The 22,201-nt window shown below is 39.8% G+C and carries 17 protein-coding genes and 1 pseudogene; 7 read left to right on the plus strand and 11 right to left on the minus strand.

The features are described 5' to 3' along the window. Positions 1–252: 252 nt before the first annotated feature. Positions 253–1,077, minus strand: coding sequence for a universal stress protein (locus WBM60_RS07670; protein WP_424261243.1), 825 nt, complete (start codon positions 1,075–1,077; stop codon positions 253–255). 31 nt (positions 1,078–1,108) lie between these two features. Next, positions 1,109–2,470 carry an oxygen-independent coproporphyrinogen III oxidase gene (hemN, locus tag WBM60_RS07675; protein WP_424282934.1) on the minus strand — a complete coding sequence of 454 codons (1,362 nt, stop codon included), beginning with the start codon at positions 2,468–2,470 and terminating at the stop codon, positions 1,109–1,111. Positions 2,471–2,612: 142 nt separating this feature from the next. Here hemN and WBM60_RS07680 point away from each other — a divergent pair, with 142 nt between their 5' ends. Next, positions 2,613–3,509 (plus strand): nucleotidyltransferase family protein, encoded by an 897-nt coding sequence (locus WBM60_RS07680; RefSeq protein ID WP_424261239.1) that lies wholly within the window; start codon positions 2,613–2,615, stop codon positions 3,507–3,509. A gap of 11 nt (positions 3,510–3,520) precedes the next feature. Then, entirely contained in the window at positions 3,521–4,573 is a 1,053-nt protein-coding gene (locus tag WBM60_RS07685) for a phosphotransferase enzyme family protein (protein ID WP_424261237.1), read from the plus strand. 10 nt (positions 4,574–4,583) lie between these two features. Here WBM60_RS07685 and WBM60_RS07690 read toward each other — a convergent pair whose 3' ends face one another. Together WBM60_RS07690 and WBM60_RS07695 are read right to left on the minus strand one after the other, a co-directional pair. Further along, entirely contained in the window at positions 4,584–5,762 is a 1,179-nt protein-coding gene (locus WBM60_RS07690; protein WP_424277124.1) for an acyl-CoA dehydrogenase family protein, read from the minus strand. Between the two features lie 94 nt (positions 5,763–5,856). Next, positions 5,857–6,945 carry an SRPBCC family protein gene (locus tag WBM60_RS07695; protein WP_424279776.1) on the minus strand — a complete coding sequence of 363 codons (1,089 nt, stop codon included), beginning with the start codon at positions 6,943–6,945 and terminating at the stop codon, positions 5,857–5,859. Between the two features lie 59 nt (positions 6,946–7,004). On the opposite strand from WBM60_RS07695, the gene WBM60_RS07700 reads away from it, so the two are divergent. Further along, positions 7,005–8,321: an amino acid permease gene (locus WBM60_RS07700; protein WP_424277122.1), complete on the plus strand. Its 1,317-nt coding sequence runs from the start codon at positions 7,005–7,007 to the stop codon at positions 8,319–8,321. A gap of 16 nt (positions 8,322–8,337) precedes the next feature. Then, a complete protein-coding gene (locus tag WBM60_RS07705) occupies positions 8,338–9,216 on the plus strand; it encodes a dimethylarginine dimethylaminohydrolase family protein (RefSeq protein WP_424259171.1) in 879 nt (292 codons plus the stop codon). Between the two features lie 3 nt (positions 9,217–9,219). Here the strand turns inward: WBM60_RS07705 and WBM60_RS07710 are convergent, their stop codons facing one another. The 3 genes from WBM60_RS07710 to WBM60_RS07720 form a co-directional block, all read right to left on the minus strand. Further along, positions 9,220–9,933 (minus strand): tRNA1(Val) (adenine(37)-N6)-methyltransferase, encoded by a 714-nt coding sequence (locus WBM60_RS07710; RefSeq protein ID WP_424282935.1) that lies wholly within the window; start codon positions 9,931–9,933, stop codon positions 9,220–9,222. After that, entirely contained in the window at positions 9,930–11,363 is a 1,434-nt protein-coding gene (locus tag WBM60_RS07715) for a sulfatase family protein (RefSeq protein ID WP_424259169.1), read from the minus strand. Before WBM60_RS07715 ends, WBM60_RS07710 begins: the two co-directional genes overlap by 4 nt. A 79-nt stretch (positions 11,364–11,442) precedes the next feature. Then, positions 11,443–11,736: a Dabb family protein gene (locus WBM60_RS07720; protein ID WP_424259168.1), complete on the minus strand. Its 294-nt coding sequence runs from the start codon at positions 11,734–11,736 to the stop codon at positions 11,443–11,445. Between the two features lie 98 nt (positions 11,737–11,834). On the opposite strand from WBM60_RS07720, the gene WBM60_RS07725 reads away from it, so the two are divergent. Both WBM60_RS07725 and WBM60_RS07730 read left to right on the plus strand, forming a co-directional pair. Beyond that, complete coding sequence (locus tag WBM60_RS07725) at positions 11,835–14,639, plus strand: DUF7133 domain-containing protein (protein WP_424280248.1); 2,805 nt, start codon at positions 11,835–11,837, stop codon at positions 14,637–14,639. Positions 14,640–14,662: 23 nt separating this feature from the next. Next, positions 14,663–15,709, plus strand: coding sequence for a sugar phosphate isomerase/epimerase family protein (locus tag WBM60_RS07730; protein ID WP_424277118.1), 1,047 nt, complete (start codon positions 14,663–14,665; stop codon positions 15,707–15,709). Positions 15,710–15,833: 124 nt separating this feature from the next. Here WBM60_RS07730 and WBM60_RS07735 read toward each other — a convergent pair whose 3' ends face one another. The 4 genes and pseudogenes from WBM60_RS07735 to WBM60_RS07750 all read right to left on the minus strand — a co-directional run bounded on the left by WBM60_RS07735 (position 15,834) and on the right by WBM60_RS07750 (position 21,713). Next, complete coding sequence (locus WBM60_RS07735; RefSeq protein WP_424282936.1) at positions 15,834–18,794, minus strand: PVC-type heme-binding CxxCH protein; 2,961 nt, start codon at positions 18,792–18,794, stop codon at positions 15,834–15,836. Between the two features lie 82 nt (positions 18,795–18,876). Then, positions 18,877–19,404, minus strand: a complete 528-nt coding sequence (gene rimM / locus WBM60_RS07740; RefSeq protein ID WP_424277848.1) for a ribosome maturation factor RimM — start codon at positions 19,402–19,404, stop codon at positions 18,877–18,879. A gap of 226 nt (positions 19,405–19,630) precedes the next feature. Further along, positions 19,631–20,167, minus strand: a pseudogene (locus WBM60_RS07745) (30S ribosomal protein S16); the annotation flags it as partial. Positions 20,168–20,288: 121 nt separating this feature from the next. Next, entirely contained in the window at positions 20,289–21,713 is a 1,425-nt protein-coding gene (locus WBM60_RS07750; RefSeq protein WP_424277359.1) for a sulfatase family protein, read from the minus strand. Between the two features lie 160 nt (positions 21,714–21,873). Between WBM60_RS07750 and WBM60_RS07755 the strand changes: the two genes are divergently transcribed. After that, positions 21,874–22,201: exonuclease domain-containing protein (locus WBM60_RS07755; RefSeq protein WP_424282937.1), on the plus strand; the 328-nt coding region annotated here is incomplete at its 3' end.

Consider the following 22,201-nt stretch of genomic DNA (forward strand, 5'->3'; position numbering starts at 1 on the left):
TAAGATAACCAAAAAAAATTAGTAAACAAAGACCATGACGGCCTTTTAAAGAATAACTATTTATCCATGGATAGGGACAGACAAGTTTACGATTTCCGGAAAACTATGAAAGAATTTGATCCATTAGTTCTGCTTCTCAGACAATTTTAGGGTGCACTAAGAAGTCTCGTTGGTTTGATGTATTTATAAATAAATAAAGGGGAATCTTTTTGGATTCCCCTTTATCATATCAATTAATTAATCAACCTAAAACTATATTTTGAATGTGATTACAGGAATTTTGGAATGATTGGTAATATCCTCTCCAATACTACCCATAAAGAAATGTGATAGCCCTTTTCTGCCATGAGTAGGGATTCCAATTACATCGGCATGGATACTTTCGCTAAAATTTAAAACACCCTTCTCTACGCTATAATCATTATATATATTCACTTCCTTACCAGCACCAGCCTTTTGCAAATACTTGTTTACTTTTTCATAAGCATCCTGAGTACTTAAAAAATTGTCTCCCGGAGTATTTATATAGACCAAATGCAGTTTTGCTGATAATTTATCTGCAAAATCCTTGGCTTTTCGAAATGCAAGAAGACTTTCGTCTTTAAATGCACAGGCAAATACAAAGTTTTCAGCCTTGAAATCTTCCAATTCATCTTTAATCACCAGAACCGGAATTTCAGAATTTCTCACTACTTTTTCGGCATTGGAACCTACAAATATTTCTTTAAGCCCATCACTGCCATGAGATCCCATGATAATCATATCGGCCCCATGTTTTTCGGCAATATCATTTACTTCACTAAATACTTTGAAATGCTTTATAATAGGAGTTACTTTTTTTACATCCTTCAGGTAAGGTTTGTCTAAAAACTCTTTAATTCGTTTTTCAGCCATTTTAATGAGAAACACGGTTTGTTCAGGATGAAATCCTTCCGAAGATGAAATCATTGCTTCATTTAATTCCAGCATATGAAGTGCAATAATTTCAGCCCCGTGTTTTTTAGATAGGGAGGCCGCAACTTTTAAAGCGTTTTCCGACTGCTCGGAGAAGTCAACAGGTACTATGATTGTTTTCATTGTCTTAGATTTTAAGGTAAATTAAACACTATTAAATAGTCATGGAAAACAGCCTGGTTTCAGGGGCTTTCCTATGTAATAACACATCAAATGCCATACATATGTTTCTTATAAAGGGTCTTCCCTTTTCAGTAACTCTAACTTTATTAACGCTAATTTCAACTAATTCGTCTTTTTCCATTTCCCTTAGCCTTGTCAAGATCTGCTCTAAAAGTTCGGAATTTTCACTTTCCTGATCCCAACTTGACTCAAATCTACACATTAAATTCAATATATGCCTTCTTATAAATTGATCTTCATCTGTCAAAATATGGCCTCTGTAAATAGGGATGATATTATTTCCTACCAGGTGTTCATATTCCTCCAGGCTTTTAACATTCTGTGCAAAGCTATACCAGCTGTCGCCAATACTAGAAACTCCAAGGCCAATCATCAGTTGCGTTTTGGAGGCAGTATAACCCATAAAATTTCTATGAAGTTTTCCAGAGACCATAGCAATGTACAGGGAATCACTTTCCAGAGCAAAATGATCCATTCCTATTTCGTGGTAACCCACCTCAGCTAATAAAGCTTTTCCACTCTCATACTGATTACGCTTTTCTTCTGCGGTAGGCAGATCTTTATCATTGTATCCTCTTTGACCGTTCCCTTTAAGCCAGGGCACATGGGCATAACTATAAAATGCCAAACGATCAGGCATTAACAATTTGGTTTTTAAAATAGTATCCTTAACATGTTCCAGCGTTTGATGTGGGAGTCCAAAAATTAAATCGTGGCCCACAGAGGTAAATCCAATTTCACGAGACCATTCCGTAACATCTCTTACCTTTTCAAAAGACTGAATACGGTGAATTGCTTTTTGCACGGTATCGTTATAATCTTGCACACCAAAACTCACCCTTCTAAACCCCAGATCAAATAACATTTGTAAATGAGTCTTGGTCGTATTATTGGGGTGCCCTTCAAAACTAAATTCATAATTTTCTGCTTTTTCCGCAAACCTAAATATTCCGTTAATTAATACTTTAAGGTGATCGGGAGAAAAAAAAGTCGGGGTACCTCCTCCCAAATGTAATTCCTTAATTTTGGGCTTTGTATCAAAAAGTTCGCAATATAAACTCCACTCCTTTAATAAGGTGCTTATATAAGGTTTTTCAACCTCATGTCTTTTAGTAATACGCTTATGACACCCGCAAAACGTGCACATTTGTTCACAAAATGGCAAATGAATATAAAGACTGATACCCTCGGTGGCATTGCTTTCATCAAAACTTCTCTTTATCGTAGCTTTCCAGGCTTTTCCCGAAAATGTATCCATATTCCAATAGGGAACTGTAGGATAACTGGTATAACGAGGACCCGGGATATTGTATTTGCGTACTAAGTTGCCCATCAGAAAAAGTGTTTTCAACAAATCTATTTGTTTTAAGTTCAATATAATATGACATAAATCAGTTTTAATTTTAGGTAAAATCTTAATCCAGTTTACGATTCCCGTTATAAAAACTTATTTTTGCCGCCATAACAATAGAATTATGACACTTTTACTTATGGCAGCCGGAAGAGGCAGCCGATATGGAAAACTTAAGCAGTTTGACGGCTTGGGGCCCAAAGATGAGTTTCTTATGGAATTCAGTATATACGATGCTTTAGATAATGGATTTAATCATATAGTTGTAATTACTCAAAAGGACAATGTTGATTTTTTAAAGAATTACTTGTCTCCAAAATTACCCAAACATATAAAACTCGATGTCCTATCACAGGAACTTACAGACCTGCCTGACGGAACTGGTTTTAATGGAGAAAGAGGTAAACCCTGGGGAACTGCGCATGCTGTTTGGACTGCCAGACATGTCATTAAAAATCCCTTTGCAATTATAAATGCAGACGACTACTATGGAAAGGGAGCATATAAAAATGCATCCAATTTCATCAAAACAAGAGAGAACAAAGATGCATATGCCTTGGTAGCTTATACCCTTGAGGATACCCTTTCCGAATATGGTTCCGTTTCCAGAGGAGTTTGCAAAAGAGATGGTAACAAATTGCATTCGGTAGTGGAACGCACTAAAATTCAAAAAATGAACGGCGGGCTCACAGATATGGATTCCGGACTTCACTTTAGTGGGGATGAATTGGTGAGCATGAATTTTTGGGTTTGTAATCCTACTATTTTCGACCATATCGAACATGATCTGCGAATATTTCTGGAGAATGATGAAAACATTGTCGGAGGTGAAGTATATATTCCTTTTGTTATTCAGAAAATGCTAGAACAAAACGAAGTAAGCGTTGCAGTAATACCTTCAGACAGCAAATGGTTTGGAATAACCTATGCCGATGATAAGGAAAAAGCTATGAAAGAATTACAGGACATGACAGATAATGGAGAATACAGAACGCCACTATGGCCTGTTGAACCTGCATAGACCATATATCAATGGATAGCAATGGCCCCAACGCTGTTTTGCCTTATTTTTCCATTGAGAGAAAAGACTATAAAATACAGCCCATAAGTCAAGGGTATATCAATGACACTTTCGCTCTCCTCCAGGATGGTGAACCTTTTTATATTTTACAACGGCTTAACGCACAGGTCTTTAGCAATATTGACTTATTAATGCAGAACATCCATCATGCACTGCCTTATTTAAAGGATAAAAACTACCACCAAATATCCCTGATAAGGACCATTGATGACAAGCCTTATTTGAAAATAAATAAAAGTGACTGCTGGCGAATGTTTACAATGGTTCCCGGTAGTATTGCTTTTGATACTACACAAGATGAGGGCATCGCCTTAGAAGCAGGCAAAATTATTGGTAAATTCCATTCCCTTCTGCAGGAGGCTCCTCTCGATATCTTCCAGGACACCATCCCCGGTTTTCATGATCTTTCATTTCGTGCGCAACAGTTTGAAGAAGCCGCGGAAACTGCAACACCTGACAAATTAAAGGATGCAGAGAAAGCGATTCTTTTTGCAAAAATGACCCTTGATGAACTCGCTTTTTATGATCCCGGGAACTTACCTCTTAGAATTTGTCATAATGATACCAAACTAAATAATATTCTTTTTGATAAAAAGGATAAAAGAGCTTTATGCCTTATAGATCTTGATACTTTAATGAAAGGATATTTTCTTTTCGATTTTGGTGATGCTGTGCGTACTATAGTCAATACTGTGGACGAAGACGAAAAAGATCTCAGTAAAATAACATTTAACAAAGGGCTCTTCGAAGCTTTTATTGATGGCCTGAGCCAGAATTCTGATTTCCTGACTAAAGCAGAAATTCAGTATTTGTCTTTTGGTGTTAAATTAATGCCTTTTATACATGGAATCAGGGCGTTAACGGATTATTTACTAGGAAATATCTACTATAAAGTGACTTATGAAACCCAGAATCTGGATCGGTGCCTTAGCCTGTTTGCCTTTACTAAAAAAGCCACAGAGCATATGGATTACATGCAGGAAGTAATAACTAAGAAATTTTAAAGCCCGGGGTTTATTTAAAGGCATTATGGCCTGTAATATCCGCACCTGTAATTAGCAAGTGAATATCGTGCGTCCCTTCATAGGTGATTACACTTTCCAGGTTCATCATATGGCGCATGATACTATATTCTCCTGTTATTCCCATACCCCCCAGAACCTGCCTCGCTTCTCGGGCTATTTTAATAGCCATTTCAACATTGTTGCGCTTAGCCATAGAAATTTGTGCTGTGGTGGCTCTCCCTTCATTTTTTAATTGCCCCAGACGGAATGCCAGAAGCTGAGCCTTGGTTATTTCGGTTATCATCTCCGCTAATTTCTTTTGCTGCAATTGAGTTGCCGCGATGGGTTTTCCAAATTGGATTCTTTCCTTGGCATAACGAAGCGCAGTATCATAACAATCCATTGCGGCTCCAATAGCACCCCAGGCAATGCCGTATCGGGCGGAGTCCAAACAACCTAAAGGAGCTCCCAACCCATTTTTGCCGGGTAACAGGTTTTCTTTAGGAACTCTAACATTATCAAATATTAATTCGCCGGTTGCAGAAGCCCTCAGTGACCATTTATTATGGGTTTCCGGAGTTGAAAAACCTTCCATTCCCCTTTCCACAATTAATCCGTGAATTCTTCCCTCTTCATTTTTAGCCCAAACAACCGCAATATCTGCAAATGGGGAATTTGAGATCCAAAGCTTGGCTCCATTCAATAAAAAATGGTCTCCTTTATCTTTAAAATTGGTAACCATTCCACTAGGGTTAGATCCGTGGTCGGGTTCGGTCAAACCAAAGCAACCCATATATTCTCCGGTAGCCAGTTTAGGTAAGTATTTTTTCCTTTGTTCTTCTGTCCCATACGCAAATATGGGGTACATTACCAAAGAAGATTGAACTGAAGCAGTAGAACGAACCCCGCTGTCTCCGCGTTCAATTTCCTGCATAATAAGTCCGTAACTTATCTGATCCAGCCCGGCTCCACCATACTCTACAGGAATGTAGGGCCCAAAGGCTCCAATTTCTGCAAGTCCGCCTATAATTTGCTTAGGGAATTCCGCTTTTTGTGCAAATTCCTCAATTATAGGAGTGATATCACGTTTTACCCACTGACGGGCGGCATCCCGCACTAGCTTGTGTTCTTCACTTAAAAGCTCATCAAGGTTATAGTAGTCCGGTGCTTCAAATAAGTCTGGCCTCATGCGTAAAATTTTTGTCAAAGGTAGTTAAAGGAATATAACAAACCAATGCCCTGATAGGACATTTTATAACAATAAATAGCTCCGAAATGAAGATTTATGAATTGATAAATTCTGCTAAAAGGCGATGAAAATGATGTACTCCTTTTTCGCGTGTTGGCGAAAATCTGCCGGCTTTGTAAAAATGCGAACGTATGCCTTTTTGTACTCCTTCAACCACGGCTTCATCTTCCATTTCTACCTTGTCTAATTGCGAACCTGCTCCTTTTTCGAGTTTGGACGGGTCGTAGACGTAACTGTAAAAAGACACTTTGGTTTTGTTCATTTCAAGGGGTTGGACCAAATTCACTGAAACACCCCAGGGATAAAAATTGAACATCATATTCGGAAATACCCAATAATAATAAGCCGCTATCTTCTTCCCAAAGTCTGGATGGCCTTCCGGAAGATCAAAGACTTCCTCCGTACCTTCAGCATAGCCTATCTGTAAATTCATATGGTCATATAGAACAGTATCATAATTTCCGTAATCTAAAACTGCATTCAGGTCCTCATGTACAAAAGGAATATGAAAACCCTCTAAATAATTATCGCAGTAAAGCGCCCAATTTGCATCAATAAAATAGTCCTTTCCGCGCTTTTCATCCAGAATGAACTCCTGCAAAGGCATAAATCCTACCCTTTCATTCATGTCGTCCAATACTTTTTGTAGCTCAAAAGCAGGTTTGAGTCCTACAAATAAAAATGGACCCCAATTGCGTATTTGAAATTCATGGAGGTTGTCACATGGCCTGGGAAAATTCGCAACATCTTCAAATTCCGGCATATGCTCCATTTTACCATGTAGATTAAAGCTCCGTCCATGGTAACCACAAATCAGTTTTTTAGCAGTCTTGGCACTTTCAACAACCAAATTCCCGCGATGTGTGCACACATTTGTAAGACAGGAAATCCTGTCTTCCTTATCCCGGGTTAAAAGCATGGGTTCTGTTAAGAAGTCATCAAGTAAAATAAATGGATATACGTTTTCCACACTATCCACTAAACCCTCATGGCCAATCCATTGCCAGGACCTGTAAAAAATACGTTCCTTCACAGCTGCAAAAAATTCAGGATTGCGATAAAAAGAAGCGGGTAAAGTTTCTGCCTTAGTTATATCAGGGTCTATTTTAAATTTTTCCTTCACGATTAATTTAATTTGTACATTTAAAAATATATAATTCTTTTCAGAACCAGCCAAAACCAATGAACCAAAGCAAGAATAAAAAAAAACTTGGGCTATGGATGAGTACGTCCCTGGTAATTGGAAATATGATTGGTGCAGGTGTTTTTCTAATGCCTGCCGCTCTTGCAGCCTATGGAGGAATCAGTATTGTTGGATGGCTGGCTTCTTCAGCAGGTACTCTTGTATTGGCGTTGGTTTTCAGTAAGCTCAGTAAATTGTTCCTCAATAAAAGTGGGGGACCCTATGCTTATACAAGAGCCGGGTTCGGGGACTTTGCCGGATTTTTGGTGGCCTGGGGATATTGGATTTCCATTTGGGTTGGTATGGCAGTAATGGCCATTGCCTTTGTAAGTGCTTTAACAGTGTTGTTACCGATGTTAGAGGAAAATTCGATCGCTTCGGTCTTGACCGGCCTAGGTGCTATTTGGTTGCTAACCTGGGTAAACTCGAGAGGAGTCAGGGAATCCGGAAAAATACAGGTTGTAACGACCTTACTTAAACTAACCCCTTTACTAATGATTATTGTTGGGGGCTTTTTCTTTTTTAATATTGACAACTTTATACCTTTCAATGTAAGTGATTCATCAAGTTTTGAAGCCATAGCTATAACTTCAACTATGACCCTCTATGCTTTTCTGGGATTTGAGAGTGCAACTATTCCTGCAGATAACGTAAAAGACCCCGGAAAAACCATTCCAAGGGCTACCATGTTGGGAACAATTATAACCACTTTGGTTTATATATTGGGAACAATGTCGGTCATGGGGATGGTTCCACTTAAGGAACTTGCGGTGTCGCCAGCACCATTCGCCGATGCCATGGGGATTATGACCGGGAAATTAGGACGTGAACTGGTTGCTGGTGGAGCAGCAATTGCTGCCTTTGGAGCCCTTAACGGATGGATCTTAATTGTTGGTCAATTACCAAGGGCGACCGCAAAGGATAAACTCTTTCCAGGAATTTTTAAAAAGGAAAACAAACGGGGTGTCCCTGTTTATGGAATGCTGATCGGCAGTGCCTTGGCCTCTGGGGTAATGCTAATGAATTATACCGAAGGCCTGGTAGAGCAATTCAGGTTTCTAATTTTACTGGGCACCTTGACTGCTTTGGTTCCTTATCTCTTTACCGCCGCGGCCTATGTAAGTATCCTTTTAGAGAAAAAGCTACCCTCACAACCATGGTTGGGAATATATGGTATGGGTAGTTTGGCTTTTTCTTACTCTCTTTGGGCCATTTTCGGGGCAGGTGAAAAGGCGGTGTTTTGGGGATTTATTTTGTTGATGGTCGGAATACCCTTTTATGTATTCGTGAAATGGAGAAATAAAGATTCCACATAATAATAGTAATAATTCGATGCAATATACCTGTCAATCTGAGTACAAAAAATTGGAATTCGTTGTCATCAAAACCGTGGAGGAAGCATTTATTAATGAGGAGAAGCTAAAAAATGAATGGACTGCCCTTAATTACCTTTCCAAACCGGATCTGACCAGGGCAAAAGAGGAATATAAGGCCTTCAAAAATTTACTTACCGAAAAAGCACCCCATATAAGTTGCTTCCCCAAATCTGATTCTGCTACTATAGATTCCATCTATTGCCGGGATGCCAGCATAGCCACAGATTACGGAATGATTATTTGCAATATGGGCAAGCAGGCAAGGGCTATGGAACCTGCAGCACAAATGAAATACTTTGAAGCTAATAATATTCCAATTCTGGGAACCATAAAAGCTCCCGGTACTCTTGAGGGAGGTGACGTGGCCTGGTTAGATAAAAACACTTTGGCCGTTGGGCATACATATCGCACTAATTCATCAGGCATTGCACAGCTAAAAGAACTACTGGCTCCTCATAAAATTGAAGTATTGGTGGCGGAACTTCCTCATTACAAAGGCGCTACCGATGTATTTCATTTAATGTCTATTTTAAGTCCGGTTGATAAAGATCTCGCAGTTGTTTATTCCCCCTTAATGCCCATTTCATTCAGAAATGAACTACTTCATCGTGGCTTTACCCTTGTAGAGGTGCCGGAACAAGAATTCGAATCCATGGGATGCAATGTGCTGGCTACCGACGCACGGGAATGCATAATGGTAGCCGGAAATCCGCTTACTGAAAATGCCTTAAAAAAGGCAGGATGTACCGTTTATACTTATAAGGGAGAAGAAATCAGTTATAAAGGCGGGGGTGGACCTACCTGCCTAACCAGGCCAATCTACCGTAGAGACTAATTTTTACATCTTCAGGTAGAAATCTTTTGTTAGATTTATATACTCTTCAGTATACTGATGTCGTGCTTTTTCGAGGGTAAGCTCACTTTTCAATACCGGGGTTTTTTTCAAATGGAATTCCAATAGACTTCTTTTAACCTCAGATTCAAGATGGCCTTTTACTCGTAACAAACGTCCCGGATAAAGCCCAATATTTGCCGCTTCTTTCAATATTTCCTTTTCCTCCTTAAAAGGGATAATTATCGTGAATATGCCATTTTTTGATAGTAATTTTACTACTCCTTTGAGGAGAAAATTAAAAGGAAGAGAGCTATTCTGCCTTGCCAAATCGCGGGCACCATCACCACTGGATACATCTTCAGAATAAAAAGGGGGGTTAGAAATAATCAGATCATATTTATCATCAACCTCATCAAGAAATTCGCCCAGAGAGGCGTGGTAACAAAACAGCCTATCTGCCCAGGGAGAAGCCTCGAAATTCTCAACGCATTGTTCAAAAGCATCCGCATCTATTTCAATGGCGTCTATTATATCTGCTTTGCTTCTTTGAGCCAGCATTAACGCGATGACGCCCGTACCTGCACCAATATCCAAAATTGATTCCGGGAAATTAGAAATATTGGCCCAGGCACCTAACAAAACACCATCTGTACCAATCTTCATGGCACAGAGATCCTGATTTACAGTGAATTGCTTAAATTTAAAAGGTTTATTCATTCAATTGTGCCCGCCAGTCTATTTTCCGTTCCTTCCATTTCGCTCAACGAATCTCCTAATTTATTTCGCATCGTATCTGCCAGTTGTTTAATTTTTTCGACTACTTCAGGATATTTGCCTGCTACGTTTGTGGTTTCACCTAAGTCAACCGAAAGATCATAGAGTTCAATTTCTTTTAAATCTAAATACACATAATCACCGGGCAGACCATCCTTGCCTGGCTGTTGACCTTCCATTGTTCTATAATTATGAGGGAAATAAAGTTTCCATTTATCATACCTGACCCCGTGAAGTTCATTCACTCTGTAATAAAAATAATAAGCCTCCTGGGGGCTTTCTTTACTATCCCCATTAAGCAATTTCCAGACACTTTTACCGTCGATAATACCATCAGGTAATGCAGAACCTGTTATTTCGGCCAGCGTAGGTAAAATATCTATAGCCATAACTGGGGTATCAATATTCCGGCCTCCTTTTAACCCATTGGGGTATCTTATTATAAATGGTTCTCTATGACCCCCTTCCCAGGCCGTACCTTTTCCTTCTCGAAATGGCAAAGCACTTCCCGCATGATTCCCGTATGATAACCAGGGACCATTATCTGAAGTGAAGATAACTACCGTATTCTCATCCAGATCATTCACTTTTAAAGCATTTAAAATCTGTCCTACAGACCAATCAATCTCCATTATAACATCGCCATATAATCCTCTTCCCGACTTGCCTTTAAACTTTTCGGAGACAAACAAGGGCACGTGGGGTTGCGGATGGGGCACATACAGGAAGAAGGGATGATCTTTATTCCTGTTTATAAAATTTACGCTTCTCTCCGTGATTTGTGTGGTTAATTGAGACTGATTAGTTAAGGTGTCTATTATAGTTTCGTTCTCATATAATGGTAAAGGTCCAAAATTAAAAACCGGACCCTGTTGGGGATGCAGAGGCCACATATCGTTGGAATAGGGAATACCAAAATACTCATCAAAACCGTGCTTGGTTGGTAAAAAATCCGGATGATCCCCTAAATGCCATTTCCCAAAAATACCGGTGGAATATCCCTTTGCTTTAAGCATTTCTGCTATGGTGGTTTCAGAAGCATTAAGCCCGATTTTGCTATCGGGCATAAAGGCATTATGGATTCCTATGCGATTTGGATAACAACCGGTTAACAGCCCCGCCCTTGAGGCCGAGCAAACTGCCTGGGCAGCATAAAAACTACTTAACATAATGCCTTCACCTGCCATATGATCCAGGTTGGGTGTTAAAATGTCATCAGCTCCGAAAGCGCCAACATCCTGATACCCCTGATCGTCCGTGAAAATAAGCACAATATTAGGTGGGGCGGCCCTCTTTGAAGTGGGTTCTACGTTATTATTCTTACAAGAAAGCACGCAGACAATACAAAGTAGGGTTAGCCTATTTCTGAACATAACTTGCCATAAAATTAACAATTATAATGTGGGTATCAATAGGTTTATGTTGAACCGATGGTAAAGACCATTTAGATAATCAAGATAATGGCTCATAATCAATTTCAAGAAAATCGTCAACGCCATCCATCCAATAATCCCTAATGAATCCCTGGTGCTCCGAATGTTGGTTATAGGCCTCATATTCCATAGTCGATTCAAACTCCATGACCAGACCATAGTCAAAAGTGTTTTTTTTACTGGTTTGTCGAAATCGTTTAAAGTTTAATACCCCTGGAATTGAGGCCAAGCGCATGACCGCTTCCATAAAGCGTTTTTCTGCTTTGGAACCCTTGGCGTGTTTCAATTTAAAAATAACGGAATGTTGGATCATAATGCTTCCTGCGTTGTATATTCGTCTTTAATGAATAAAAAGTTCCTGAGAGTCAATTTAATTAATTTTTCATATTTTCAATCTTTAAATCTGAAAATATGCCTCATCACCGTTTGGATTTTAATGTAAATGCCAACTTCTTTGGTGTATTGCTATTCTTTCTTACCTTAAATATTTGCTTTATCTCCGGATGTGCCCCAAAAGAAGAGGGGCCCGATAATGTTGCGAAAGTAATAGGGTCTATGACAGATAGTCTGCCTATAATTTCTTTGCCGGAAGATGCTGATCCCGAAGCACCGGATTGGAAAGGGGTAGATTTGGATCCCAAGTCGCCTGTAAAACCTTCATACCCGGCTGAGGAGGCTAAACAGTTTCTGTTACCGGAAGGGTATCATATCGACTATGTACTCACAGAACCTCAGATAGAACAGCCAGGAGCCATTTCCTTCGATGGAAACGGACGGATGTACGTATTGGAATTGCGAACCTATATGCTGACCGCTGATTCTGACGGAACCCTGGAGCCAGTTAGCAGAATATCGCGCTGGGAAGATAAAAATAACGATGGAGTCTATGAAACCGGAACCACTTTTCTGGACAGCCTTATCTTCCCAAGATTTGTGTTGCCCTATGGGAAAGATTGTATCTTAACAATGGAGTCTGATGCTGATAATGTTTATAAATATTCCGATACCGATGGGGATGGTGTAGCAGACAAAAAGGAATTTTTTACCAATAAATATGGCCGCTCCGGAAATGTGGAACATCAGCAGGCTTTTATGTATTGGGGTATGGACAATTGGCTTTACAGCACGGTGAATGCATTCAGGGTAAAAGAAACTCCAGGTGGGGTAATTCGTGAGAAAACGGGGTACAACCGTGCCCAATGGGGCATTACCCATGATGACGATGGTAAGCTATGGTTTCAAGGGGGCGCCAGCGGTGTACCTTCCTATTTTCAATTCCCTATTCACTATGGAACTTTCAATGTGGAAAATCAATTTGCAGAAGGCTTCGAGGTACCTTGGGGTGCCCCGGTAAAAATTGCCGATATGCAGGGTGGTATGGATGAGGTTCGCCAACCCGATGGCTCTTTGAACAGGGTGACCGGGTCTGCAGGTAATGACATTTACCGAGGAGACCGTTTGCCCAGGGAGTTATACGGTCAACTGTTTTATGGGGAGCCTGTGGCCCGGATAGTCCGACAGATTAAACCGGTAGTTAGCGAGGGACTAACAACACTGCATAATGTTTATCAGCAAGATAAGTCAGAATTCCTGCGCAGCACAGATCCTCTTTTTAGACCTGTGGATATGGTAACCGCCCCAGATGGAACCCTATATGTTGCGGACATGTACCATGGTATCATTCAGGAAGGTCAATGGGCACAAAAAGGCACCTATCTCAGAACTAAAATAGAACAGTACCAATTAGATAAAGTAGTAGGTTTAGGGCGGATTTGGCGCATTACCCATGAGGGAAATGAACGCGACAAAACACAGCCCCGAATGTTTGATGAAAGTCCGGCAGATTTGGTCAGGCATCTGGAACACCCTAATGGTTGGTGGAGAGATAAGGCCCAGCAATTGATTGTTTTGTCCAAAGATAGAAGTGTGGTGCCTGAGCTTGAAAAAATGGTAAGAGAAAGCAAAAACCTTTTAGCACGTTTTCATGCACTGTGGAGTTTGGAAGGTTTAGGTGCACTGGATAAAGTGTTGGTCGGTCAATTGCTAAAAGACCAAAATCCTCGCATGAGAATACAGGCAATTCGCGTAAGTGAATCATTATATAAAGACGGTGACAAGCAATTGGCAAAAAACTATAGCCTGTTGATGAAAGACACAAATACAGATGTTGCCATGCAGGCCATGCTCACTGCTAACCTGCTAAAAATACCATCTTTACGCGATGACGTTACCAAATTGATGGCATCGAACAGTGCCAAAGGGATACAGGTATTAGGAGAACAAATCCTGAATCCAGCAGAAATTAGGGGTTGGATGATTGATAAGGGTCCGGAATTAACAGCCTCTCAACAGGAGGCTATGGAAAGGGGTTCCATCATTTTTAATGAACTATGCGTGCAGTGCCATGGTCTCGATGGCACGGGCACCCCTTTAGGGAACGGAACAGTTATGGCACCGCCTCTGACCGGGTCTCCGAGAGTTCAGTCGCATCCTGAATATGTTATAAAAACACTCCTGCATGGATTGGAAGGACCTTTAGATGGTCAGACTTATCCCGGAAGTATCATGGTGGGAATGGGCGATCAGTCCGATGGCTGGATCGCTGATATTGCAAGCTACATTCGCTTGAATTTGACCAATGAAGCTTCAATAATCTCACCCGAACAGGTTTCTGAGGTGCGCTTAAAAAGCAAAGCAAAAATAGGGCCTTACCAATATCACGAACTATTGTCATCCGTACCCCAAAATATTGTCCCATCTGACCGCTGGAAAGTAACTGCAAGTCACACAGCCCCAACAAGAATAGGCGGAACAGACTCCCCTTCCAGTGGGTTTAATTTTGAAGGATGGACCACAGGGGAAACACAGAAAAAGGGAATGTGGTTTCAAATCGAATTTCCGGAAGCCCAGACTATCACGGAAATCCATTTTAATTCGCCTCCTAAACGTCGGGGAAATTATCGTGACCGTATACCTCCGTTCCAGAGCTATCCCAGATCCTATGAATTACAAGTTTCCTCGGATGGGTCCAATTGGAATACCATCAAAACAGGAAAATCCGATAGTGCGGATACAATACTATCTTTTGAACCAAATAAAACCAAATTCTTACGTATTATCTTAACTGATGATATTGAGGAAGAAGGAGAAATTCCGTGGTCTATGCGACAAATGAAAATATTCGGTTTGCTTCAAAATGAGAAGTTGCTAAACTAAAGGAACACCTAACAAACAACATTATGGAAAATAACAAAAGTAATTTTAGCAGGAGAAGGTTTATTGGTACTTCGGCAAGTTTTGCCGCCGCAACGGCCATTGCGGGTCCTTCACTTTTTGCGGCTCCTTCAATACTAAAAAACAACAACAAGCCAAATTCAATAATAAACGGCGTACAGATTGGTGTAATCACTTATTCTTTTAGGAGTATGCCCGATCAAAGTGCCGAGGCCACTTTAAAATATATTTTGGATTGCGGAATAAGTGCCATTGAACTTATGGGAGATCCGGCCGAATCTTATGCAGGGAAACCGGAAAATACTGTAGACCGGCGTCGTTATTATACACTTATGAGTTCTAAAAGGAATGGGGACGTTTTGAGTGATGAGCAACAAAAAGAAATGACAGAAATGCAGCAAAAAATGGCGGCATATAACAAAACAGTTGCCCAATGGCGTTCAACAGTATCCATGGATAAATTTGCCGAACTAAGAAAGATGTACAATGATGCAGGGGTTACCATATATGCTTTTAAACCCAGGGCCTTTGGCAAGGACAATACTGATGCTGAAATAGATTGGGGCATGCGGGCAGCTAAAACCTTGGGGGCTAGTCATGTTACGCTGGAACACCCGGGAGATGATGCCCATACCCAAAAACTGGGAGATATGGCTAAAAAACACGGTATTTTTGTAGCCTACCATGGTCACGAACAGCAAACACCCACTTTTTGGGATACGGCATTGAAACAATCGAAGTACAACGCATTGAATCTTGATTTAGGACATTATGTAGCAGCTGGAAATACGGATCCGCTTGAAATTATAAAAAGTAAACACGACCGCATAATGAGTATGCATACTAAAGACCGTCAAACACCCGGGCATGGAAAAGGGAATGTTCCATGGGGTACTGGCGATACTCCAATTACCCAGGCACTTCAACTAATGCGGGATAACAATTATAAATTTCCCGTTACCATAGAGTTGGAATACGAGATCCCTGAAGGTTCAAATGCTATAGAGGAAGTCAGAAAGTGTCTGAAGTATTGTAAAAAGTCTCTGGCTTAGAAAGTCATTTGATTTAGAAGAGATAAGTCTACTTAAAAATCCTCTATATCTAATCCTATTTAAACAATTTGACAAACTCTATATAGGAAACTACGAAACTTTAAGTTTTAGTCCATTGAAGTTCTTATTGCACTTGTTGAAGAAACGCCAGCAAATCGGCCATTTGTTGTTTATTAATTCCAGCTTCCAGCCCTTCAGGCATTAAAGATTTACCAGTAGACAAAAAGACTTCAATTGTATTTTTTGGAATAATAATTTCTTCCCCACCGGCTATTTTTATAGCCAGTTCTGTATCTGTTTCATTGCTGATAAGTCCGAAATAGATACTTCCATCAGTCGTGACTACTTTGTAGTTCAAATATCTTGTATCTACCGTGGCATTCGGATCTAGTATTTCATGGATTAAGACCTCCTTGCTTTTTCTACTTATTTCAGTTAAAACAGGACCAACTTCATTCCCCGAATTTCCATAAATATGACAACTTGAGCATAAATTCTCAAATACACTACTGCCCTTTAACGAATCGCCGTTCAAAGCCAAAGCAGGTTTCATCTCTTCTATGACCTGCTTCCTTTGAAAAACTCCGCTATCAGAAAATAATGCTTCGGCACGATTTCGTATGTCTTCATCATCTGAAAACAACATTACCCTTCTACGTTCCAGATCCAGATTAAATTCACCGAGGTTTACCGTACCATCCTCCATGGCAGTGAGAAGTGCATCATGATTGAAGGACTTGTACAACAGAATATCTGTTGCATGTTTTCTGGCCTCCGGACCTAAAGAAGGCCACATAGCTATAAGTCTGGGGGCCACTTCCTTTTCATTGGAATCCCATAACTGTTTAAGAGATTCCCTTTGCAAAACCAGTGGTCTTTTACTATCTAATAGTTTGTAAAGCAAAGAGGCTCTTTGTTTATAATCAGATAGACCTATCAATTGAAGTTGTACTAATTGATCTTCAATACTACCATGGTTGTTTAAGATATCTATTTGTGCCTGAGCTATAAAATCATTAATTTTTTTTGAGGTTTCTATTTCCATCACCAAACGCAACTCGCCCGTTGCTCTTATGATCTCGACGAGATCAGTATTCTCGAGGGCAATGAGTTCTTTTAGGATAATTTTTTTTCGTGCATTATCCAGAGTCTTACCTTGTCCTTGAGCATACCCTTCAGAAAGAGAAGTAATTAACGAAGCTTTTAAAGCCCTGGGTGTGTCGTTTTTTTGCAGTGTAGAAAGTAAAACGGCAATATGTTGGTAATCCCTTTCTTTTCCAATCACCCTAACTAAATCCGTTATAACCTCTTTCTGATCTTTTGAGGTAACTCTGCCACCTAACAATTCTTCTATTGCAAAGGCATATGCTTGTCTGCTCAGAGCAAATACCATAGCTATTTTGCTCCATTGGTCTGATTTAATTTCTTGCAAACTCGTTCTAATTACTGATGCAATTTCATCTTTATGAGAAATATACAAAGCATCGGATATGGTACTTAAAGTAAGGGCAGCCTGCATCCTAATCCTGGAATTTCCTTTGCCGGTCAAGTCCAGGATTTGCGCAATAAATTTCGGAGATTCCTGGAGTCTTGTCTCGGCGATTTTAATGGCATTCTCAACAACCGGATCATCAGGGTCATTTAATACATCTTTTAAATGATCATTATCCAAACTATTCAATCCTTCCAAAGTCCACAAACTATGTAATTTGGCCAATGAATTTTCAGAAGCTTTCAATTGTTCTATGAGCATAGGAACTGCATTTATGATATTATTGGTAACCAAAATTTGCTGTGCCGTTTTTCTTGTCCATTGATTTTTACTTCCTAAAGCTATTACCAGTTCCTGTTCTGTTGCCTCTTCCAGATTCTTTGATTTATTATAATGATAGGAGATTGGAACAACCCGGTAGATCCTACCTTGGTCTTTTCCGGCATCAATATCCAATGCTGCCTCCATCTCATCAGGGATCCATTCGGGGTGTTCTATAACCACCCTGTGCATATCTACAACATATAGAGCCCCATCGGGACCTACAGACATGTTTACCGGTCTGAAAGCCCTATCTGAAGAAGCTAAAAACTCAACTTTCTCCCTATTCCTAACTGCTTTAGAAACAGATTCGTTCTGGGTGAGTAAGTCCATATGTACGAGGTTAAGTACACAATCGGCTACTAAAAGTGTAGATTCCAGATTTTCCGGAAAAATTCCTCCACCATAATAAGTTATTCCACAGGCCCCGGAAAAATATCCAGATTGTTCAGGATGATTTACGCGTGTGTCCTGTTCTCCAATTGGATATATTCTGGACAGTCCATTCTCGTCATGATCAGAAATATTCGTAAGAGTGTGAGAGGGATAAATAGGAATGTCTTGAAAATATCGATCCTCAAAAACCAATTGGGACACATGTTCCAGGTTGTGTGTTTCATATAATCTCCCCCAAGAATCAAAGGTAAGTTTAAAGCCTCCTGAAGATTCACCTACTCTTTGAGCGATTTCATTATCCATGTCCAGACGAAGGTCTCCCCCTCTTAAGTTGAGAACCGTTTGAGGCTTTGATAAAAAGTAAGGACTTCCTGAGTTGCCTCCATTTGCTGCATAAATCCAGTTATCCAACCCATAGGTTAAACCGTTAAAATTATGTTGCAAATTCTCATTACTAAATCCATCCATAAGAACAATACGTTCTTCGGCTTCATCATTTTGGTCTTTATCATTAATCCAAATAAGATTAGGTGGCGAAGCTACCAGCAGGCCTCCTTTATAAAACATAAACGAAGAGGCTACTCCAAGGTTTTCCGCATAAACCTTCCGCTCATCAAATATTCCATCCTCATTATTATCCTTTAAAAGAACAATCCTGCTTTCAGCATCACTTAATGGATAACCTGGCATTTCTAAAACATACGCACTTCCGGAAGGAGAAAACTGAAAATCAACAGGATCAAAGACCAAAGGTTCGGATGCCACCAGCTCTATTTTAAAATCCGGATGTATTTTAAAACTTTCTGGACTAATCTCCATCTTTTTGGTACAGCTGACAAGCAAAAGAGCTATGCCAAGATACGCAGCAATTTTCATTTGCATTTCTATTTTAAATCAAAGTTTCATTGAAAGATAGTAAAAAATGAAAAGGCATAAGCCTTTTACTAGATCACAAAAATCAGGAAAGATATAGGTCTACCAATCCTTCAGGGGTAGTTACATAAAGCGTTTTACTTTCTCTGTCTACTTTGTCAATTATATTATCGGCAACCGGAATCAGCAATTGCTTATCATCCTTTTCTACCTCAAAAAGAGCCTGGGAAACAGAATCATTTACTCCCTTAATAACTCCAATATTTCCGTGTTGGCTATCGATGACATCAAACCCTATAATTTCGTGATAATAGAATTTGTTTCCGGAAAGTTTGGGTAGAAATTCTAAGGGGAGGTACAAATGAGATCCAATGATACGATCTGCATCGGCCTCACTGGAAATGTCTTCCAATCGAATTCGGAGCAGATTGGATTTATGCAAGTAACACTTTTCAATAAAAAATGGAACCAGGTTGTTTCCTATTGAAACAAAAACTGATTCCATGTTTTCGTATATCCCGGGCTCATCGGTATCGAGTTTTACAAGTACCTCACCCTTAAAACTATGTTTTGAAACGATTTTGCCCAGGTAGAAACAATCTTCCTTTTGCATCTCGTTCTAAAAATTATTCTTTCTTATCGGAAGCAGCGGGCTTTTCTTCCGTGTCCCCTTCTGCAGCAGTATCTTCTGCTTTAGCAGGAGTAGCCTCTTTGGCAACTTCTTCTTCAGCAACAGGAGCAGCTTCTTCTACTGCTTCCTTAACAACAGGAGCAGCTTCTTCTACTACTTCTTCGGCAACAGCTTCTTCCGCTACTGGTTCTTTCGCAACAGCACTCGCTTCTTCAGTTACTTCCGCTTCAACTGCGGCCTCTTCAGTTACAACGATAGCTTCTTCAGTTATTTCTGCTTCTGCATCTTCATTTAATGCTTCTGCAGCAGCTAAAGCTCGTTTTTCGTTTACTTCTTTTTCAGCTTCCAAAGCTTTTGCTCTTGCTTCAGCCTTTTCTTTATCTAATCCGGCCTCTTTATTAGCAATAGCTTTTGCTTTTTCCTCAACCCAGGCATTGAATTTTGCTTCTGCTTGTTCTTCAGTTAAAGCACCTTTTCGAACACCCCCTAATAAGTGATGCTTGTATAAAACACCTTTATAAGATAAAATTCTTCTGGCAGTATCCGAAGGTTGAGCTCCGTTTACAAGCCATTGAACAGAATTATCAATGTTTAATTCAATGGTAGCAGGATTGGTATTTGGGTCGTAGCTCCCTAACTTTTCAAGGAACTTGCCATCTCTTTTTGAGCGTGCATCTGCTGCAACTACCCAATAATATGGTTTCCCTTTTTTTCCGTGTCTTTGTAATCTAATTCTAACTGGCATATCACATTAATTTTGTAGGGTGCCCGACCCTCGATTATTAATTCTTTATTTTTTCCCTTTAAAATGGGGTGCAAATATAAGTGTTTTCTATAAACCAACAATACTTTTAAACTATTTCCTTTTATTCTATTTCTACCAACTGATCCTGGCCTATTACCAATTTCGATTTGTGCTCAGAAATAAGCAAATTTATCTCTTTTATGATCTTGGAATTTTCATGGGCTATATCAAATCGCTCTTCCGGATCAGTGCTTAAATTATATAATATGGGAGGGTTGTGCACCTCTTTTTTGCCAAATTCGCCATATTCTCCCTGGGTAATAAAATGTGCTTTATAATCTCCCAAACGTACGGCATAAAGATCGATCCCCCTGTAATAAAAAAGTTTATTTCGGGGACTTGGATCACCATGTAACAAAGTCTCACTTAAATCGTATCCATCAATTATTCTGTCTTCGGGAATTTTAGCGCCTGCCAAAATACTAAAAGTAGTAAAAAGATCCATCGTAGAACCAAGGCCGTTTACCAATCCGGGCTCAATTAAACCAGGACCCCAGAAAATTCCGGGTTCCCTCATGCCGCCTTCCCATGTTGTTCCTTTTCCAGCTCTTAAAATACCTGCACTGCCCCCATTAAGCTTAAAGCTGAGCCAGGGACCATTATCAGAAGTAAAGACAACAATTGTGTTGTTTTCGAGGCCTTCTTCCTTTAAGGTGGCAATTATTTTACCAACCCCATGGTCAATTTCTTCTAATACATCTCCGTATAATCCGCGCTTACTTTTGCCTTTGAATTCTTTCGATACAAATAAGGGTATGTGGGGTAAGTTGTGTGCCAAATAGATAAAGAATGGGCTTTCCTTGTTTTTCTTTATAAATGAAATAGTTTCATTGGTATATCTGCCGGTAATGGTATTCTGATTTGCCGGACGTTCTATGATCTCTGTATTCCGCATTAATGGAACATTAAAATGACTTGTTTTAATCGCATCATCTGGTTGCTTCCAATACTCCCAATAGGGAATATCAACAACCTTATCCATGTCATTGGAATATGGAATTCCATAATAATAATCAAAACCATTGTTGGTAGGGAGGTATTGCTCTTTATGACCCAAATGCCATTTTCCTATGCAAGCCGTTTTATAACCCACCTCTTTGAGTTGTTCAGCCAGGGTGATTTCAGTTGCAGGCAACCCCTTGCTGGAATTCGGATAAAGCACTCTTCTTTTATTACTTGACATGCCACTTCTTACGGTTAATCTGCCTGTAAGTAATGCCGCCCTGCTGGGCGTACAAACACTGGCCGCCGCATAAAAATTGGTCCATTTTTGTCCCTCATATGCCATCTGGTCCAGGTTAGGGGTTTGAATAGAGGGATGACCGTAAACTCCAAGATCTCCATAACCAAGATCGTCGGCAAAAATTATGATAAAGTTCGGTGGCCTATTATTCTTATCTTGCCCCAGGGTTTTTTGTATCGCTGTTAAGCAAACCAATACGCTAAAAATTACTGTTAAACTTAATACGTTGATCTTAATATTCATTTTTATATGGCTTTTAGCAGTTTTAAAGATATGTATATCCGGAAAGAACTTAAAAATTAATATTTGAACTGGCGTTGATAACTCGTGACAACTCTGCTATTTATCAATTTTGTTTTTAATTATTTTTAGCTACTTTTTTTTAAGCTGAAACCAAACTAATATGTACCTCATTTTTGATACTGAAACTACTGGCCTGCCAAAAAGATGGGATGCTCCGGTAAGTGATACGGATAATTGGCCCCGTTGCATTCAAATTGCCTGGCAATTGCACGATGCATTGGGAAATTTATTGGACCGGCAGGACTACCTCATTCAGCCAGAAGGCTTCAATATTCCGTATGACGCTGAAAAAATTCACGGTATTTCCACCGAACTCGCCCAGGAGAATGGAATTCCTTTGGCCGAAGTATTGGAAAAATTTAATGTCGCCCTTACTAAAACCAAATTTGTAGTCGGTCAGAATGTTGGTTTTGACCTTAATATTATGG

Source organism: Eudoraea sp. (genome assembly GCF_049669105.1).
Taxonomy (GTDB): Bacteria; Bacteroidota; Bacteroidia; order Flavobacteriales; family Flavobacteriaceae; genus Eudoraea.

What these genes read in the sequence shown, in the direction of transcription:
- WBM60_RS07670 (WP_424261243.1), bottom strand. Translation starts at nt 1,077, where the DNA reads ATGAAAACAATCATAGTACCTGTTGACTTCTCCGAGCAGTCGGAAAAC.
- hemN (WP_424282934.1), bottom strand. Translation starts at nt 2,470, where the DNA reads ATGGGCAACTTAGTACGCAAATACAATATCCCGGGTCCTCGTTATACC.
- WBM60_RS07680 (WP_424261239.1), top strand. Translation starts at nt 2,613, where the DNA reads ATGACACTTTTACTTATGGCAGCCGGAAGAGGCAGCCGATATGGAAAA.
- WBM60_RS07685 (WP_424261237.1), top strand. Translation starts at nt 3,521, where the DNA reads ATGGATAGCAATGGCCCCAACGCTGTTTTGCCTTATTTTTCCATTGAG.
- WBM60_RS07690 (WP_424277124.1), bottom strand. Translation starts at nt 5,762, where the DNA reads ATGAGGCCAGACTTATTTGAAGCACCGGACTACTATAACCTTGATGAG.
- WBM60_RS07700 (WP_424277122.1), top strand. Translation starts at nt 7,005, where the DNA reads ATGAACCAAAGCAAGAATAAAAAAAAACTTGGGCTATGGATGAGTACG.
- WBM60_RS07705 (WP_424259171.1), top strand. Translation starts at nt 8,338, where the DNA reads ATGCAATATACCTGTCAATCTGAGTACAAAAAATTGGAATTCGTTGTC.
- WBM60_RS07710 (WP_424282935.1), bottom strand. Translation starts at nt 9,933, where the DNA reads ATGAATAAACCTTTTAAATTTAAGCAATTCACTGTAAATCAGGATCTC.
- WBM60_RS07715 (WP_424259169.1), bottom strand. Translation starts at nt 11,363, where the DNA reads ATGTTCAGAAATAGGCTAACCCTACTTTGTATTGTCTGCGTGCTTTCT.
- WBM60_RS07720 (WP_424259168.1), bottom strand. Translation starts at nt 11,736, where the DNA reads ATGATCCAACATTCCGTTATTTTTAAATTGAAACACGCCAAGGGTTCC.
- WBM60_RS07725 (WP_424280248.1), top strand. Translation starts at nt 11,835, where the DNA reads ATGCCTCATCACCGTTTGGATTTTAATGTAAATGCCAACTTCTTTGGT.
- WBM60_RS07730 (WP_424277118.1), top strand. Translation starts at nt 14,663, where the DNA reads ATGGAAAATAACAAAAGTAATTTTAGCAGGAGAAGGTTTATTGGTACT.
- WBM60_RS07735 (WP_424282936.1), bottom strand. Translation starts at nt 18,794, where the DNA reads ATGAAAATTGCTGCGTATCTTGGCATAGCTCTTTTGCTTGTCAGCTGT.
- rimM (WP_424277848.1), bottom strand. Translation starts at nt 19,404, where the DNA reads ATGCAAAAGGAAGATTGTTTCTACCTGGGCAAAATCGTTTCAAAACAT.
- WBM60_RS07750 (WP_424277359.1), bottom strand. Translation starts at nt 21,713, where the DNA reads ATGAATATTAAGATCAACGTATTAAGTTTAACAGTAATTTTTAGCGTA.